Here is a 16,936-nt window from a genome sequence, read left to right on the forward strand (position 1 = left end):
CTGAGGACGCATCGTCGTACCTTCGGTGTTCCCGATATCCGGTATGACCTGCCCGTGCTGTCCGACCCGCATACCATCGACTGATGCGCCAAGCTCGACTTCCCGATGGATTCGGGATCCGGATCGATCCGAAGGTGCGCGCATATTCCGGCGGCCGAGTCCTCATCGGCGGTTCACCGACACGCATGTTGAAACTCGCGCCTACCGCTGCGGCCATGATCGGCGACGGATTCTTGGAGGTCGTCGATCCGCAGTCGGCGGTGGTCGCCCGCAGACTCCTCGATTCCGGCGTCGCCAATCCGCGGCCGATGAGCACTCCCTCACCCCAGGACGTCACCGTTGTCATTCCGGTGAAGAACAATCCGGGCGGGCTCCACCGCCTCCTTGCGTCGCTGCGGGGCCTGGAAGTGATCGTGGTGGACGACGGTTCCGACGTTCCGGTGGTCTCGCCCGCGTTGCAGAACGGGTGCGGACGCGTCACCGTTCTCCGCCACGACACCGCCAGGGGTCCCGCTGCGGCAAGAAACACCGGTCTCCGTTCCGCGGCAACCCCCTTCGTTGCCTTTCTGGACTCCGACGTGCTGCCTCGAACGGGATGGATCGAAGTGATGCTCGGCCATTTCAGCGACCCTGCGGTCGCGCTCGTGGCCCCGCGGATCGTCGCTCTCGACCCCGAGGCGAGCACGCTCGCGCGATATGAGCACGGCCGATCCTCACTGGATCTGGGGCGCAAGGAATCGGCGGTCCAATCCGGTGGGCCCGTGTCGTATGTGCCCAGCGCGGCGATGATCGCCCGCCGTGAGGTGGTGGACGAGTTCGGTGGATTCGACGAGTCCATGCACGTCGCCGAGGATGTAGACCTGTGCTGGCGCCTGCAGGAATCCGGCTGGCGGCTGCGGTACGAGCCTGTGGCTCATGTGGCGCATGATCACCGGGTCACCTTCGGCAAGTGGTTCGACCGCAAGTTGTTCTACGGGACAGGTGCGGCGCCGCTCGCCTCGCGGCACGCGGGGATGGTTCCGCCGCTGTCCATGTCTCCGTGGACGTTTTTCGCGTGCATCGCCGCGGCCACCTGCACTCGGCTCGGTCTGCTCGGAGCCGTCGCCACCCTGGCGATGATGGTGGTGCGTCTTCGCCGCATGTTCACCGGGCTCGATCAGCCCACCCGCATCGCCGCGATCCTCGCAGCCCAAGGGTTTGCGGGCGGTGCCTGGCAGCTCGCCTCCGCGATGTGCCGGCACTACTGGCCGATCACGCTCGTGGCGGTGGTGCTGTCGAGACGGATCCGCCGGATCGCCCTCGCCATCGCGATCGCGGAGGGGGTCGCCGACTGGGTCACCCACCGTGAACCCGGCGGACTGGGTCCCGTGCGGCACACTGCGTTCAAACGGATCGACGACATCGCCTACGGTGCCGGACTGTGGAAGGGCGTGATCGCTGCCCGTGATTTCGACGCCGTGAAGCCTCGGCTGAAATCGTAGTGGCCGGTCCCGTCCGAGCTGCCGACGTGGTAGTCGTCGGCGGTGGTTCGAGTGGTTGTGTCGTCGCTGCGCGGCTCAGCGAGGATCCTGACCGAACCGTCGTCCTGCTCGAGTCCGGTCCCGGGTATCGATCGGCGGCCGAGTGTTCCTCCGTGCTCGACTACCGCACGTTGCCGGTCGGCCCGCGCAGTCCCTACGGCGACACCTACGGGATCGAACTGACGCCCGGCATACCTTCGGCCATGGTGCGCGGTCATGTCCTCGGAGGCTCGGGCGCCGTCAACGGTGCATATTTCATCCGCGGGACGGCGCCGGACTTCGATCGGTGGCCGCCGTCCTGGTCGTACGAGCACGTGCTGCCCTTCTTCCGCGCGCTGGAGACAGACGTGGATTTCGAGGGCCCATTGCATGGGGCAACGGGCCCTGTGCCGGTGCGCAGGCAACCGGCCGATCGGCTGAGTGCGGTGAGTGCAGCCTTCCACCTCGCCGCCCTCGACCTGGGGTTCGCGGAGGAAGCGGACAAGAACGGGCGCGACGGCGAGGGAATCGGACCCGTGCCGCTCAATGTCGGCGACGGCCGGCGGGTCAGTACGGCGTCGGCCTATCTGCTGCCCGCCCTCGATCGCCCCAATCTCACGGTCGACGTCGACTCGCACGTCGTTCGCATTCTTTTCTCCGGCACCAGGGCGGTCGGCGTCGAGATCGACAGCGGCGGCGCTCGACGGGTGGTCCGGGCGGATCGGGTCGTTCTCACGGCAGGCGCCGTCGAGACGCCTGTGCTGCTGATGCACTCGGGAATCGGGCCGGCTGAACATCTGCGGGACAACGGCATTCGTCCGGTGACGGATGCACCGGGTGTCGGGAGCGACTTCAGCGACCACCCTGAAGTGGGTCTGCCCTATCGGGTGCGGGCTCCACTGCGCCGCGACGCCACCAGTCCGGTGCTCGAGGCCGTGCTCAACGTCGGGCAGATCGAAATCCGTCCGTACACGGCATCTTTCGATGTCCTCGTGCCCGGGTCCGGTCAGCCCGTTCCCCGGCTCGGAATAGGTATGATGACCCCGGAGAGCCGGGGTCGAATTCGGCTGGCGTCCCCGCACCGCCGCGTTCGTCCGCGGATAGAGTATCGCTACGCGGAAACGGACTCCGATCGCCGGGCGCTCCGGGACGGCGTCGCGCTCGGTGTGGAACTTCTCCGATCGCCGGCCTTCCGCCCGCTGGTGGAGTCGGTATCAGAGGAAGTGTCGGACAACGCGGTGCGCGCCCACCTGGGGACGTCGCAGCACCTCTGTGGCAGTTGCCGAATGGGGGATTCGGACGACGCCGGCGCGGTGGTCGACGAGCGCTGCAACGTCCACGGAATCGACGGACTCACCATTGCCGACACGTCGGTGTTCCCGGTGGTGCCGAGTCGTGGCCCGCACGCCACCGCGGTGATGGTGGCCGAACGGGTCAGTACCTTCCTCTCGGGGTGACAGCCCCTACCTGCCCGACAGCCCTTGCCCGCCGGAAGTGTGGCCCGCGTTACAGTAGTAGAGACGCCGTGGAGGATCCGATGCAGAAGCAACCGCCCACCGGGGGCAACCCGTGGGTCGCCGTACGACCCGGCGACGATGTCGCAGTGCTCGCACGACGGGTGTCTTCGGCGCACCAATTGTTCGTCGACCGGTCCGTGCCCGCCGTCCCCGACACGGAGCAGAATGCCGTCCGCTCCGTCATCCTCGATTCGTGGATGCGGAGCACCCGTAAGGGCGTCAATCCGGACGGCGCCGCCCGGGCAGATCATCTTGCCGCCTCGGAGCTGGCCGAGTACCGGGCCTCGCATCCGATGGCGCTGATCCGCCCGGTCGTGCGCAAACTGCTCGTCGAGGACGCGGCCGATACCGGTCTTCTCGTCGCCATCACCGACGAGAAGGGACAGCTACTGTGGGTCGAAGGCGATTCCACGGCCAAGGATCGCGCGCTGAACATGAACTTCGTCGAGGGTGCCGACTGGAGTGAAGACACCGTCGGCACCAACGCGCCGGGAACGGCTCTGGCCCTCGATCACTGCGTGCAGATCTTCGGTGCCGAGCATTTCAGCCGTTCGGTCCACGAGTGGAGTTGCTCGGCTGCCCCGGTCCACGATCCTGCTACCGGGCTGATCGTCGGGGCGATCGACATCACCGGTGGTCCGCGGGTAGCCGTCCCCGAGGTGCTCTCGCTGATTCGGGCCACCGTTGCCGCGGCAGAAGCCGAACTACGGCTGAATCTGCTGCGCTCGCCGCAGCCCCTCGTCGACACCGTCACCCGATTGGAGGTACTGGGCTCGGGTCGGCCCAGCCTCGTCCGTGAAGGCCGGCGTACTCCGCTGTCGCGGCGCCACGCAGAAATCCTGCTGCTCCTCGCCGAGCATCCCGAGGGGCTCAGTTCGGACCGTCTCGCCGTCCTCCTCGACGAGAGTGATCTGGACTCGGTCACGATCAGGGCCGAGATGTCCCGGCTCCGAAAAGTTTTCGGGACGGCCGGTATCGGTTCGCGTCCGTATCGGTTGCTCGCCGACCTGGTGTCGGATGTGCAGCAGGTGCGCAGTGCCCTCGACCGGGGCGAGCTCGCCGCTGCACTGGACATCTATTCCGGTCCGGTGCTGCCCGGATCCGACGCACCCGGCGTCGAGGACATCCGGGACGAACTGCGTGCGCGGGTGCAGGCCGCGTTGCTCCGTGAGGGTGACCAGCGATTGCTGGCGCGGTGGACCACGTCGGTGCACGGCCGAGCAGACGTGGCCGCGTGGGAGGCCTATCTCGCCGGACTCGATCCACGTTCGCCCCTGTACTCGCAGGTCAAGTCTCGGGTCGATCTGTTCGATCAGCAGTACGCAACGTAGTTGCAACGGTACGTTCCCTAGTGTTGTGAGTCACATCCGAAAAGCAATTGAGCTTCACGACACCAGGGAGTTATCGATGACCGTGTATGCCCGCCCGGGTTCGCCCGACGCCGTCATGTCCTTCCAATCGCGTTACGACAACTGGATCGGCGGCCAGTGGGTTGCGCCCGTCAAGGGCCAGTACTTCGAGAATCCGACACCCGTCACCGGCCAGCCGTTCTGTGAGGTCGCCCGGTCTACGTCCGAGGACATCGAGCTCGCGCTCGACGCCGCGCACGCCGCGGCACCGGCATGGGGCAAGACGTCCGTGGCCGAGCGCGCGATCATCCTGAACAAGATCGCCGACCGTATCGAGGAGAACCTCGAATCCATCGCGCTCGCCGAGTCCTGGGACAACGGCAAGCCGATCCGCGAGACCCTGAACGCGGACATTCCGTTGGCCGTGGATCACTTCCGCTACTTCGCCGGGGCCATTCGAGCGCAGGAGGGGGCGCTGTCGGAGATCGACAACGACACCGTCGCCTACCACTTCCACGAGCCGCTCGGCGTGGTCGGCCAGATCATTCCCTGGAACTTCCCCATCCTGATGGCCGTGTGGAAGCTGGCGCCCGCACTGGCCGCCGGAAACGCAGTAGTGCTCAAGCCCGCCGAGCAGACTCCGGCGTCGATCCTGCACCTGATCTCCGTCATCGGTGACCTTCTGCCCGCCGGTGTGGTGAACATCGTCAACGGCTTCGGTGTCGAAGCGGGCAAGCCGTTGGCGTCGAGCCCCCGGATCAGGAAGATCGCGTTCACGGGCGAGACCACCACGGGCCGGCTCATCATGCAGTACGCCTCGCAGAACCTGATTCCGGTCACCCTCGAGCTGGGTGGCAAGAGCCCCAACATCTTCTTCTCGGATGTGTTGTCCTCCAACGACGACTACCAGGACAAGGCACTCGAGGGATTCACGATGTTCGCCCTCAACCAGGGCGAGGTGTGCACCTGCCCGTCGCGCTCGCTGATCCAGGAAGACATCTTCGACGAGTTCCTGGCGATGGCCGCCATTCGCACCAAGGCCGTGCGTCAGGGTGACCCGCTCGACACCGACACGATGATCGGCGCGCAGGCGTCCAATGATCAGCTCGAGAAAATCCTGTCCTACATCGAGATCGGCAAGGGTGAGGGCGCCAAGGTCATCACCGGTGGCGAGCGCGCGGAACTCGGCGGCGATCTGTCGGGCGGGTACTACGTTCAGCCGACCATCTTCACCGGCCAGAACAAGATGCGGATCTTCCAGGAGGAGATCTTCGGGCCCGTCGTGTCGGTCACCTCGTTCAAGGATTACGAGCAGGCCATCGAGATCGCCAACGACACCCTGTACGGCCTGGGAGCCGGTGTGTGGTCGCGTGACGGCGGGGTCGCCTACCGCGCGGGCCGTGACATCCAGGCCGGCCGGGTGTGGACCAACACGTACCACCAGTACCCGGCGCACGCCGCATTCGGTGGCTACAAGCAGTCCGGCATCGGCCGTGAGAACCACCTGATGATGCTCGAGCACTACCAGCAGACCAAGAACCTGCTGGTCAGCTACGCCGCGAAGGCTCAGGGCTTCTTCTGATGGACGCGGTTCGGGCGCCCGCGCGCCTGAAGGCAACCGCCGGGGCGGTGGAGCTTCTCCGCCGCCTCGGCGGTATCCACGGCGCGCTGATGATGCATCAGTCGGGTGGATGTTGTGACGGCTCCGCGCCGATGTGTTACCCGGACGGCGAGTTCATCGTGGGGGACCGGGACGTGCTGCTCGGCGTCCTGGACCTCCGTCTCGGCGTCGGTGAGACGTTGCCGACGCACCCCGAGGGCGTCGACGCGGTTCCGGTGTGGATTTCCGGTTCGCAGTTCGAGGCGTGGAAGCATACGCAGCTCGTACTCGACGTCGTGCCGGGTCGTGGGTCGGGCTTCAGCGTCGAAAGCCCCGAAGGGATGCGGTTCCTCAGCCGGGCCCGCGCCTTCACACCCGAGGAGAACACCAGCCTCGCAGCCGAAGACGTCATCGTCGGTGAGCGGTGGGAGCAGGGCTGGCGGCCCGCCCCGTCCGCCGAGCCGCAGGTGGTCGCCGAGGCGGTCGACGCCTGCCCCGTGCCCGGCGCCCGCCCGGGCACATGACGCGGCTCCGGTTTTTACGTCGTGGACACCCCACGCTGACACGACGTGTACACAGCACGCTTACCGTTCGCCTCGGCACGTGCGCCGCGGCAGCATTCATATCGATGTAGGGGACGGAATGTCACTCGTTGAACCATCCAAGAATTCCGGAACCGGTGACCACCACGATGGTGTGGACTATCACTCCGAGGACAGCAGTTATCTCGAAAAGCGCACCCTCCGAAAGGGATCGGCAGGGTGGGTACTTCTCGCCGGCCTCGGAGTCAGCTATGTGATCTCCGGTGACTATGCGGGGTGGAACAACGGGCTCGCCGAGGGCGGATTCGGTGGTCTGCTGATCGCCGGTGTGGTCATCGCAGGCATGTACCTGGCGATGGTTCTCGGTATGGCGGAGCTGTCGTCTGCGCTCCCGGCGGCGGGAGGCGGCTACACCTTCGCCCGGCGCGCACTGGGTCCGTGGGGTGGATTCGCCACCGGCACGGCCATTCTCATCGAGTATGCGATTGCACCCGCCGCGATTGCCACCTTCATCGGCAGCTACGTCGAATCGCTCGAGCTCTTCGGGATCACCGACGGCTGGTGGGTGTACCTCGCCGTGTACGCCATCTTCATCGGCATCCACCTCACGGGTGCGGGCGAGGCTCTCAAGGCCATGTTCGTGATCACCGCGATCGCCCTCGTCGGGCTCGTCATCTTCGTGATCTCGGCGATCGGGCTGTTCGATGCGGGGAATCTGACGGACATCGCTCCCACCGACGCGGTGGGAGCGTCGAGCTTCCTGCCGTTCGGCCTGTTCGGCATCTGGGCTGCGGTACCGTTCGCGATCTGGTTCTTCCTTGCGGTAGAGGGTGTTCCGCTGGCCGCGGAAGAAGCGCGTGAGCCGGAAAAGAACGTACCGCGCGGGATCATCATCAGCATGCTCGTCCTGCTCGTTACGGCGGCGGCTGTGCTGTTCCTCGCCACGGGAGCGATGGGCGCCGAGGGTCTGGCGACTTCGGGCAATCCACTCGTCGAGGCCCTCGGTGACGGTACCGCCGCCAAGGTGGTCAACTACATCGGCCTGGCCGGGCTGGTCGCAAGCTTCTTCTCGATCATGTACGCGTACTCGCGGCAGACCTTCGCGTTGTCGCGTGCCGGGTACCTGCCGAAGAATCTGTCGGTTACTAATTCCCGCAAGGCTCCCACCCTCGCGCTCATCGTCCCGGGCGTCATCGGTTTCGCGCTCTCCCTCACCGGTGAAGGTGCCATGTTGCTCAACATGGCGGTGTTCGGCGCAGCCGTCAGCTACGTGCTGATGATGATCAGTCACATCGTGCTCCGCCGCCGCGAACCCGACATGACGCGCCCGTACCGCACCCCGGGCGGAATTGCCACCACCTCCTTCGCCCTCGTGATCGCGGCCGCTGCGGTGATTGCCACGTTCCTCGTCGACCCGGTCGCCGCACTGTGGACGCTGATCGCCTTTGCCGGGTTCATGGCCTACTTCGGCCTGTACAGCCGCCATCACCTGGTTGCCAATTCCCCCGACGAGGAGTTTGCTGCTCTTGCGGAGGCAGAGGAAGAGCTGGGATGACCATGTACACGCACTCGATAGCCGGTGTCGGATATACGTTCGACGGGCTCGTCGACCTGTTGGCCAAGGCCACGCCGCTTCGCAGCGGGGACGAGCTCGCCGGCTGCGCCGCGTCTTCGGACGCCGAACGTGCTGCGGCGCAATGGGCCCTCGCCGACGTTTCCCTCACCACCTTCCTCGACGAACTCGTCGTGCCCTACGAGGACGACGAGGTGAGCCGGCTCATCATCGACTCGCACGATCGGGTGGCCTTCGGTGAGATCTCCCATCTCACGGTCGGCGGATTCCGGGACTGGCTGCTCGAGGTGGCAGCGGGCAAGAATGCGGCCGAGATCCTGCGGCGAGTCGGCCCGGGACTGACTCCGGAAATGGTGGCCGCGGTCAGCAAGATCATGCGGAACCAGGATCTCATCGCTGTGGCCCGGGCCGTGCACGTCACCGCCGGGTTCCGAACCACGCTCGGCCGGCCCGGCACTCTGGGCACCCGGTTGCAACCCAACCATCCCACCGACGACCCGCGCGGGATCGCGGCCGCAACACTCGACGGTCTGCTCCTCGGGTGCGGAGACGCGGTGATCGGCATCAATCCGGCGACGGATTCCCCGCATGCCACCTCGGAGCTCCTTCATCTACTGGACGACATCCGTCAGCGATTCGACATCCCTGCGCAGTCGTGCGTCCTGTCTCACGTCACCACCACCATGGGACTGATCGAATCAGGCGTTCCCGTCGACCTCGTGTTTCAGTCCATCGCCGGAACCCAGGGCGCCAACTCGAGTTTCGGTGTGGATATCGCGCTTCTGCGGCAAGCCAACGAAGCGGGCCGCTCGCTGCGGCGCGGCACCGTCGGCGACAACGTCATGTACCTCGAGACCGGGCAGGGATCGGCGCTCAGTGCGGGCGCGCACCTCGGTACGGGCGGCCGGGCCGTCGACCAACAGACCCTCGAGGCCCGGGCGTATGCCGTGGCGCGCGACCTCGAGCCGCTTCTCGTCAACACCGTGGTCGGGTTCATCGGACCGGAATATCTGTACGACGGAAAACAGATCATCAGGGCCGGGCTCGAGGACCACTTCTGCGGAAAGCTGCTGGGACTGCCCATGGGCGTCGACGTCTGCTACACCAATCACGCCGAGGCCGATCAGGACGACATGGACACGCTGCTCACCCTGCTCGGTGTCGCCGGCGCGGCGTTCGTCATCGCGGTGCCCGGTGCGGACGACGTGATGCTCGGCTACCAGAGCCTGTCGTTCCATGACGCCCTCTACGCTCGTCAGGTCCTCGGGCTCCGGCCTGCACCCGAGTTCGAGGACTGGTTGCGCCGTCTCGGCATGGTCGACGGCGACGGCAGGATTCTGCCGGTGGATGCGGCGGCCTCACCGCTGCGGGCTCTGACGGTGGCATCGTGAACCACAGTGCGCACGAACCTGCAGCGCAGGACTTCTGGACCGAACTGCGCGCCACGACGCAGGCCCGAATCGGGCTGGGCCGGGCCGGTGATGCGCTGCCCACTCGGCGGGTGCTCGAGTTCCGCTCGGCGCACGCCGCGGCGCGCGATGCGGTGCACCAGCCGCTCGACGCGGCAGCGCTGGCGGACCAGGTCGAGACGGTCGGTCTGGGACGGCCGGTAGTCGTCGCCAGTCAGGCGAGCGACCGTGGCGAGTACCTGAGACGACCGGACCTCGGCAGGTCCCCCGCCGACCTGTCCTCCATTCCGAGGGGTACCGCCGAGGTCGGATTCGTGCTCGCCGACGGTCTCTCACCCCGCGCGCTGGCCGATCACGGGGTTCCACTCCTGTCGGCTCTGGTCGCGCAGCTCGGTGACACCTACGCTCTTGCACCGCCCGTCATCGCCACTCAGGCCCGGGTGGCGCTCGGTGATCACATCGCCGAGGCGATGGGAGTGCAGACGCTCGTACTGCTCATCGGGGAACGGCCCGGCCTGTCGGTGGCCGACAGTGTGGGTGTCTACTTGACCCACCTTCCCCGGCCCGGACGCACCGACGCAGACCGGAACTGCGTATCCAATATCCATCCCCCCGGAGGGCTCGGGTACGAGGTCGCGGCGCGCGTCGTGGCGTCGCTCGTCGTCGGTGCCAGGAAGCTCGGCAGATCCGGTGTGGATTTGAAGGACACCTCCCGCGCGGATGCGCTGGCGGCCCCCTCGGAGATCCTCGAACTGTAGTCGTGTTACCTAGAGGGTCGGCAGGTCCGCCCGGGTCTGCCCGTAACGACCCTGCACGGGTATGACGAGGAGAAGACCTATGGCCTTCGCTGGCAATGTGGACGAGTTGGCCCTACTGCAGGCTGTGCGTCTGAAAGAGCAGGTCAGTGCCGATGTGCTCGCCGAACACCTGGGAGTCGCCGCGGCGTCCGCGCAGGCCGCCTACGACGCCCTGCTGAGCCAGGGCAAGGCGGAGAAAGTATCGAGCGGCCGGATCGCTCTGACCGAGGCGGGACTGGCCGAACTCGAGGACCAGCTCGACGCCGAGCGGGTGTCCATCGACGAGGATTCCATCGCGGAGGTGTACGAGAGCTTCGTGCCGTTCCACGAGGAGTTCGTCGCACTGATCGACACCGCGGACGCCGATCAGCTTGCAGACCTCGATCGCCGCGCCTCCGTGGTGTTCGACGACCTGTCGGCGTTCGTCCCGCGGTTGTCCCGCTATCAGGACCTGTTCGCGGACGCGCTCGCGAAAGCCGCTGCCGGAGACAAGAAGTGGATAGCCGAGCCGGTCATCGACTCCTATGCCACGGTGTGGACGGAACTGCGCAGGGAGCTGCTGGGCGCTGCGGGCACGCCGGCCTGAAGCCCTCCCGGGCAGGCGGAAGTCACCACCCCCCATTCGGGGGTGGTGACGACGTGAGCCAGGTCACTACCTTTCCTCTTGTCCCGGAAGTCGGGACATCCACACGGACCACGGAGGAATCGAGTGAGCACAGTCTCCACATCGAGTGCGGGAGTGCCCCACACTCCCGCGCCGGTGCGCAAGGGCGGCACCAGCGTTCGTAAGGTGGCCGTCGCCAGTGGCATCGGGACGACGATCGAGTTCTACGACTTCTTCATCTACGGAACCGCTGCGGCGCTGGTTTTCCCCAAGGTGTTCTTCCCCGCCCTGGGCTCCACCGCCGGAACCGTGGCGTCGTTCGCGACGTTCGCGGTGGCCTTCGTCGCCAGACCGGTAGGAGCCATGCTCTTCGGTCACTACGGGGACAGAATCGGTCGTAAGAAGACCCTCGTTTCCACCTTGATCCTGATGGGCGTCTCCACGTTCCTGATCGGACTGCTTCCCGGTGCCGCCACAATCGGTGTCGCGGCCCCGATTCTTCTGGTGCTCTTGCGATTCGGTCAGGGATTCGCGGTCGGCGGTGAATGGGCAGGCGCCACACTGCTCACCGCCGAGTACGCCCCACCGGGCAAACGCGGACTCTATGCGATGTTCCCCCAGCTGGGCCCCGCCGTCGCGTTCATCCTCTCGAGTGCCACCTTCCTCGTCACCGGCGCCGTCTTCGGTGACACGAACTCCACCTTCCTCGACTACGGGTGGCGGATACCGTTCCTCTTCAGCGCCGTCCTGGTCGGTATCGGTCTCTACATGCGCCTCGCGATCGAGGAGACACCGGTGTTCCGCGCCGTGCAGGAGGCCGACCGGGCCGATGTTGCACCCCGGACGCTCCCGCTCATGGATGCGTGGCGCTACCAGACCAAGGAAATCCTTCTCTCCGCCGGTGCCCTCGCCACGCTCTTCGCCTTCTTCTACATGGGCACAGCCTTTCTCACCAGCTACGGCACCGCGACGCTCGGATTCAGCCGTCCCTTCGTTCTGACCGTCGGCATCGTCTCGGCGGTGGTCTTCGGGCTCACCATCATCGTGTCCGCGCTGTACTCGGACCGGATCGGTCGCCGCCGGGTCATCATGATCTCCTGTGCGCTGGCCGTGGTGTGGGCGCTGGCACTGTTCCCGCTGCTCGACACCGGTTCACCCGTCGCCTTCGCGATCGGCGTGATGGTGACGCTCGCGATCTTCGGAGTCGCGTACGGCCCCTGCGGGGCGCTGCTGCCCGAAATGTTCCAGACCCGCTACCGGTACACCGGGGCAGGCCTCGGCTACAACCTCGCGGGTGTGCTCGGCGGGGCAGTACCGCCCCTGATCGCAGCGCCGCTCGCGTCGGCATACGGAAGTGCAGCGATCGGCGTCATGCTCGCCGGGCTGGCCGTGGTGAGCCTGGTGTGCACGAAGGCGCTCGTCGAGACGAAGGACGAAGCTCTCTGACCGGGCGTCACGTCGACCGGGAGTAAATTCGAGAACGGAACGGCCTCGTGTGCCTGCCCGTCCCGTAGGTGTCCGTCGCGACGCCTGGAGAGGAAAGCTATGACAACGCCACTTCCCAGCTACACGTCCGGGCTCGGCGACGCCCCGATGTTGGGGGACACCATCGGAGACAACTTCGATCGAACGGTGGCCGCGCACGGTCGTCGCGACGCCCTGGTCGACGTTCCCTCGGGTCGCCGGTGGACGTACACCGAACTGGCGCAGGACGTGAACACGCTCGCGGCGGCCCTGCTCACCCGCGGCATCGTCAAAGGTGACCGGGTGGGCATCTGGGCGCCGAACTGCCCGGAGTGGACGCTCATCCAGTACGCCACAGCGAAGATCGGTGCGGTGTTGGTCAACATCAACCCCGCCTACCGGGCGCACGAACTGAAGTACGTGCTGGGGCAGGCAGGGATCCGGCTCCTGGTGTCAGCTTCTGAGTTCAAGACCTCCGATTACGGCGCCATGATCGAGGAGGTGCGCCCGGAGTGCCCCGATCTCGACATGGTCGTTCTCCTCGGCAGTCCCGAGTGGAGCACGCTGATGACGGACGGCGCGGCGGCCCTCGCCGACGACCCGTCGCGGCTCGAGGCAGCGCAGGCCGGGTTGTCGTCGGACGACCCGATCAATATCCAATACACCTCGGGAACAACCGGTTTCCCCAAGGGGGCCACCCTCAGTCATCACAACATCCTGAACAACGGATTCTTCGTCGGCGAACTGTGTCATTACACCGAGAACGACCGGGTGTGCATTCCCGTGCCGTTCTACCACTGCTTCGGCATGGTGATGGGCAATCTCGCCTGCACCAGTCACGGCGCCGCCATGGTGATTCCCGGGCCTTCCTTCGACCCGAGGGCAACCTTGCGAGCCGTCGAGGCAGAGAAATGCACGTCGCTGTACGGGGTGCCGACGATGTTCATCGCCGAACTCGCCGACCCGGACTTCGACCGGTTCGACCTGTCCACCCTGCGCACCGGCATCATGGCGGGATCACCGTGCCCTGTAGAAGTGATGAAGCAGGTGATCGAGCAGATGGGAATGGCCGAGGTGTCCATCTGCTACGGCATGACCGAGACGTCACCGGTGTCGCTGCAGACCCGCTCCGACGACACCATCGACCAGCGGGTGACGACCGTCGGGCGGGTCGGACCCCATCTCGAGGTCAAGATCATCGACCCTGCAACAGGATTGACGGTTCCCCGCGGCGAGCCGGGTGAACTCTGCACCCGCGGATACTCGGTGATGCTCGGGTACTGGAACAACCCGGAAAAGACGGCCGAGGCCATCGACGCGGCGCGGTGGATGCACACCGGTGACATCGGCGTGATGGATGCCGACGGGTACGTGGCGATCACGGGCCGGATCAAGGACATGGTGATCAGGGGCGGGGAGAACGTCTATCCCCGCGAGATCGAGGAGTTCCTCTACACCCACCCCGACATTCTCGACGCCCAGGTGATCGGTGTTCCCGACGCCAAGTACGGCGAGGAACTGATGGCGTGGATCCGCATGCGGGACGGCGCGCAGCCGCTCGACGAAGCCGCGGTCCGGGCATTCTGCACCGGCAAGCTCGCCCACTACAAGATCCCTAGATATGTGCACATCGTCGACGAATTCCCCATGACGGTGACCGGCAAGGTGCGCAAGGTGGAGATGCGTGAACAGTCGATGGCGTTGATCGGCGGGTCATAAGCCTCTTCGTGTCCCGGAGATGAACCATTCGGCAACGATTTGTCCAACCACGGTTGAACCGCTGCCACGCTGGCTAATCTGCGAAGGAGCGGTGGCCTTCCGCTCGCACTCGCGTGTGGAGAGGAGAGGGTAATGGTTGGAGACATCATCGGCACCATCATCTTCGGTGCGGTCATCGGCGTGCTCGCGCGTCTGGTCATCCCAGGGAAGCAGGCGATGGGGTGGCTCATCACCATCGTCCTCGGCATTGCAGGCGCCCTCATCGGATATTGGGTGTGGGGCGCGATCAGCGACAAGGGTGATACCGGCGGAATCGACTGGATACGGTGGATTATCAGTATCGCTGCGGCAGCTGTGCTGACCTTGGCGTACACGTCCATGACCAGTAAGCGGAGAGTGTAGATACCCGGCTGTGCACGGGCCCCGTCCGATCCAGGGCGGGGCCCTTGCCGTGCGCCTGGGTAGCCGAAATTACGGACGCAGGCAGGTGAGTGCCATCTCGCGCAGAACCTTCCGAGTGCGCGCCGGAGTCGCGGGATCGACGCTGTGCGGTGTGGAGTTGATCAACCCGAACGTTGCATGGGCCTTGGTACGGGCATCCGTTTCGTCGAGCGACGGGTCCACCCGGAGCAGCACCTGCACCCACAGTTCGACGTAGCGTCGCTGCTTCTGCCGGACCTCACGCCGCGCCTCGGCGGGAAGGCTTTCGAGGTCGCGGTCCTGAATGCGAATCAGTTCGGATTCGCCGAGTGCGAAGTCGAGGTGGAAATCGATGAGGCCGTCGAGTGCCGCCTCGGGGGAGGATGCCTCCGCCGCGACGAGGGAACCGCCCTCCAGAAGTCGCGTACTGATGCCGACGAGTAGTTCGACCAATACGGCGTCTTTGTTGGGGAAGTGGCGGTAGACGGCGGGACCGCTGATCCCGGCGGCGGATCCGAGGTCTTCGAGCCGGACGCCGAGAAATCCCCGTTCGGCGATGAGGCGAGCGGCGGCGTCGAGAAGTTGCCGGCGGCGATCCGCCTTCATCTGTTCGCGACGCGTGATCGGTGCTCCGGCGCCGTCGGTGGACGCTGCCGGTGCTGCCGGTGCTGCCGGTGCTGCCGGTGCTGCCGGTGCTGCCGGCGGTCCGGTTTCGTCGACGTGTGCGGTCATTGCCTCGCTCCTTTCGGGTTGCGGTCTGGACAACTCAGTTAATCACAGTTATCTTGAATTCAGTTATCGAGTATTAACTCACTCGGCACGGGCGTCAAGACGAGAAGGCGGCAGGATGGCACTGGGCGGAAGCACTACGAGAGAGGGCTACCGGGTAGAGCACACCAAATTGGTGGACGAGCTGCGGTCGAAGCTGGCCGTTGCGGCTCTGGGCGGTAGTGAGAAGTCGCGGGAGCGGCACGTCAGCCGGGGCAAGTTGCTCCCGCGCGATCGAGTCGACACCCTGCTCGACCCGGGGAGTCCTTTCCTCGAGATCGCCCCGCTCGCGGCCAACGGGTTGTACGACGACGAATGCCCCGGAGCGGGTGTGATCGCGGGTATCGGCCGGGTGTCCGGCCGTGAATGCGTGATCGTGGCCAACGACGCCACGGTCAAGGGCGGCACGTACTACCCGATGACGGTGAAGAAGCACCTGCGGGCGCAGGAGATCGCTCTGCAGAACCAGCTGCCGTGCATCTATCTCGTCGACTCGGGCGGCGCGTTCCTGCCCCGGCAGGACGAGGTGTTTCCCGATCGCGAGCACTTCGGCCGGATCTTCTACAACCAGGCGACGATGAGCGCGCAGGGCATCCCGCAGATCGCGGCGGTCCTCGGCTCCTGCACGGCCGGCGGCGCTTATGTGCCGGCGATGAGCGACGAAGCGGTCATCGTCCGAAACCAGGGCACGATCTTCCTGGGCGGTCCGCCGCTGGTGAAGGCCGCGACCGGTGAGGTCGTCACCGCGGAAGATCTCGGCGGCGGAGACCTGCACTCGAAGGTGTCGGGAGTGACCGACCACCTCGCCGAAGACGATCAGGACGCGCTGCGGATCGTGCGCAACATCGTCGCCACGCTCGGCCCGCGCGCCGAGCGTCCGTGGGACGTGATCAGCGCCGTCCCCGCGTCGGCGCCGCAGACCGAGTTGTATGACGTGGTCCCGACCGACCCGCGCACCCCGTACGACGTTCACGAGGTCATCGGCCGCATCGTCGATGGCGGAACTTTCCAGGAGTTCAAGGCCGAGTACGGCAAGACGCTGGTCACCGGCTTCGCGCACATCGAGGGACATCCCGTCGGCATCGTCGCGAACAACGGGGTGTTGTTCGCCGAGTCGGCGATGAAGGGTGCCCACTTCATCGAACTGTGCGACAAACGCAGGATTCCGCTGCTGTTCCTGCAGAACATCGCCGGCTTCATGGTCGGCCGCGACTACGAGGCGGGCGGCATCGCGAAGCATGGCGCGAAGATGGTGACCGCGGTGGCCTGTGCCCGGGTTCCCAAACTCACTGTCGTGATCGGCGGCTCCTACGGGGCGGGCAACTACTCGATGTGCGGGCGGGCGTACTCCCCGCGTTTCCTGTGGATGTGGCCGAATGCGCGAATTTCGGTGATGGGTGGTGAGCAGGCGGCGTCGGTGTTGTCGACGGTGCGCAGTGAGCAGTTGGACAGTGCGGGTAACCCGTGGTCGGCGGAGGACGAGGAGGCGTTCAAGGCGCCGATCCGCGAGCAGTACGAGGCGCAGGGCAACCCGTACTACTCGACCGCCCGCCTGTGGGACGACGGCATCATCGATCCCGCCGATACCAGAACTGTTCTCGGGCTGGCTCTTTCGGTGTGCGCGAATGCACCGCTCGAACCGGTCTCCTACGGCGTTTTCCGGATGTGAACGGAC

General features: G+C 66.0%; 14 protein-coding genes. 13 read left to right on the forward strand and 1 reads right to left on the reverse strand.

Annotated features, from left to right (window positions below; translation table 11 throughout):
• Positions 1 to 83 precede the first annotated feature (83 nt).
• The 12 genes from mftF to ACH49N_RS13990 all read left to right on the forward strand — a co-directional run bounded on the left by mftF (position 84) and on the right by ACH49N_RS13990 (position 14,475).
• Positions 84 to 1,481: a mycofactocin biosynthesis glycosyltransferase MftF gene (mftF, locus tag ACH49N_RS13935; protein WP_317767963.1), complete on the forward strand. Its 1,398-nt coding sequence runs from the start codon at positions 84 to 86 to the stop codon at positions 1,479 to 1,481.
• Positions 1,481 to 2,956, forward strand: coding sequence for a mycofactocin system GMC family oxidoreductase MftG (mftG, locus tag ACH49N_RS13940; protein ID WP_317767964.1), 1,476 nt, complete (start codon positions 1,481 to 1,483; stop codon positions 2,954 to 2,956). Before mftF ends, mftG begins: the two co-directional genes overlap by 1 nt.
• Positions 2,957 to 3,036: 80 nt before the next feature.
• Positions 3,037 to 4,347, forward strand: a complete 1,311-nt coding sequence (locus ACH49N_RS13945) for a helix-turn-helix domain-containing protein (protein ID WP_159925567.1) — start codon at positions 3,037 to 3,039, stop codon at positions 4,345 to 4,347.
• A gap of 76 nt (positions 4,348 to 4,423) precedes the next feature.
• On the forward strand, positions 4,424 to 5,947 hold the full coding sequence (gene adh / locus ACH49N_RS13950; protein ID WP_317767965.1) for an aldehyde dehydrogenase: 1,524 nt from the start codon (positions 4,424 to 4,426) through the stop codon (positions 5,945 to 5,947).
• Positions 5,947 to 6,489, forward strand: coding sequence for a DUF779 domain-containing protein (locus ACH49N_RS13955; RefSeq protein ID WP_159925571.1), 543 nt, complete (start codon positions 5,947 to 5,949; stop codon positions 6,487 to 6,489). The genes adh and ACH49N_RS13955 overlap by 1 nt, the downstream gene beginning before the upstream one ends.
• A 118-nt stretch (positions 6,490 to 6,607) precedes the next feature.
• Positions 6,608 to 8,062 (forward strand): ethanolamine permease, encoded by a 1,455-nt coding sequence (gene eat, locus ACH49N_RS13960; RefSeq protein WP_159925573.1) that lies wholly within the window; start codon positions 6,608 to 6,610, stop codon positions 8,060 to 8,062.
• Entirely contained in the window at positions 8,059 to 9,471 is a 1,413-nt protein-coding gene (locus tag ACH49N_RS13965) for an ethanolamine ammonia-lyase subunit EutB (protein ID WP_109331683.1), read from the forward strand. The genes eat and ACH49N_RS13965 overlap by 4 nt, the downstream gene beginning before the upstream one ends.
• Positions 9,468 to 10,247, forward strand: coding sequence for an ethanolamine ammonia-lyase subunit EutC (gene eutC / locus ACH49N_RS13970; RefSeq protein ID WP_159925575.1), 780 nt, complete (start codon positions 9,468 to 9,470; stop codon positions 10,245 to 10,247). The genes ACH49N_RS13965 and eutC overlap by 4 nt, the downstream gene beginning before the upstream one ends.
• A 79-nt stretch (positions 10,248 to 10,326) precedes the next feature.
• The gene (locus ACH49N_RS13975; protein ID WP_159925577.1) at positions 10,327 to 10,872 is read left to right on the forward strand and encodes a hypothetical protein; all 546 of its coding nucleotides are present in this window, start codon (positions 10,327 to 10,329) and stop codon (positions 10,870 to 10,872) included.
• A 123-nt stretch (positions 10,873 to 10,995) separates the two neighbouring features.
• Entirely contained in the window at positions 10,996 to 12,336 is a 1,341-nt protein-coding gene (locus ACH49N_RS13980) for an MFS transporter (protein ID WP_201453448.1), read from the forward strand.
• A gap of 99 nt (positions 12,337 to 12,435) precedes the next feature.
• Positions 12,436 to 14,073, forward strand: coding sequence for an AMP-binding protein (locus ACH49N_RS13985; protein WP_159925579.1), 1,638 nt, complete (start codon positions 12,436 to 12,438; stop codon positions 14,071 to 14,073).
• Between the two features lie 132 nt (positions 14,074 to 14,205).
• The gene (locus ACH49N_RS13990) at positions 14,206 to 14,475 is read left to right on the forward strand and encodes a GlsB/YeaQ/YmgE family stress response membrane protein (protein WP_159925581.1); all 270 of its coding nucleotides are present in this window, start codon (positions 14,206 to 14,208) and stop codon (positions 14,473 to 14,475) included.
• Between the two features lie 69 nt (positions 14,476 to 14,544).
• Here the strand turns inward: ACH49N_RS13990 and ACH49N_RS13995 are convergent, their stop codons facing one another.
• The gene (locus tag ACH49N_RS13995) at positions 14,545 to 15,099 is read right to left on the reverse strand and encodes a TetR/AcrR family transcriptional regulator (protein WP_159927530.1); all 555 of its coding nucleotides are present in this window, start codon (positions 15,097 to 15,099) and stop codon (positions 14,545 to 14,547) included.
• 241 nt (positions 15,100 to 15,340) lie between these two features.
• On the opposite strand from ACH49N_RS13995, the gene ACH49N_RS14000 reads away from it, so the two are divergent.
• Positions 15,341 to 16,930 carry a carboxyl transferase domain-containing protein gene (locus tag ACH49N_RS14000; RefSeq protein WP_159925583.1) on the forward strand — a complete coding sequence of 530 codons (1,590 nt, stop codon included), beginning with the start codon at positions 15,341 to 15,343 and terminating at the stop codon, positions 16,928 to 16,930.
• The last annotated feature ends 6 nt before the right edge of the window (positions 16,931 to 16,936 follow it).

The organism is Rhodococcus sp. NPDC019647 (genome assembly GCF_044389235.1).
GTDB classification, from domain to species: Bacteria; Actinomycetota; Actinomycetes; order Mycobacteriales; family Mycobacteriaceae; genus Rhodococcus_F; species Rhodococcus_F oxybenzonivorans.

Coding starts and splice junctions, on each gene's coding strand:
- ACH49N_RS13990 (WP_159925581.1), top strand. CDS start 14,206: ATGGTTGGAGACATCATCGGCACCATCATCTTCGGTGCGGTCATCGGC.
- ACH49N_RS13975 (WP_159925577.1), top strand. CDS start 10,327: ATGGCCTTCGCTGGCAATGTGGACGAGTTGGCCCTACTGCAGGCTGTG.
- mftF (WP_317767963.1), top strand. CDS start 84: ATGCGCCAAGCTCGACTTCCCGATGGATTCGGGATCCGGATCGATCCG.
- ACH49N_RS13945 (WP_159925567.1), top strand. CDS start 3,037: ATGCAGAAGCAACCGCCCACCGGGGGCAACCCGTGGGTCGCCGTACGA.
- adh (WP_317767965.1), top strand. CDS start 4,424: ATGACCGTGTATGCCCGCCCGGGTTCGCCCGACGCCGTCATGTCCTTC.
- ACH49N_RS13965 (WP_109331683.1), top strand. CDS start 8,059: ATGACCATGTACACGCACTCGATAGCCGGTGTCGGATATACGTTCGAC.
- eat (WP_159925573.1), top strand. CDS start 6,608: ATGTCACTCGTTGAACCATCCAAGAATTCCGGAACCGGTGACCACCAC.
- ACH49N_RS13985 (WP_159925579.1), top strand. CDS start 12,436: ATGACAACGCCACTTCCCAGCTACACGTCCGGGCTCGGCGACGCCCCG.
- ACH49N_RS13955 (WP_159925571.1), top strand. CDS start 5,947: ATGGACGCGGTTCGGGCGCCCGCGCGCCTGAAGGCAACCGCCGGGGCG.
- ACH49N_RS14000 (WP_159925583.1), top strand. CDS start 15,341: ATGGCACTGGGCGGAAGCACTACGAGAGAGGGCTACCGGGTAGAGCAC.
- ACH49N_RS13995 (WP_159927530.1), bottom strand. CDS start 15,099: ATGAAGGCGGATCGCCGCCGGCAACTTCTCGACGCCGCCGCTCGCCTC.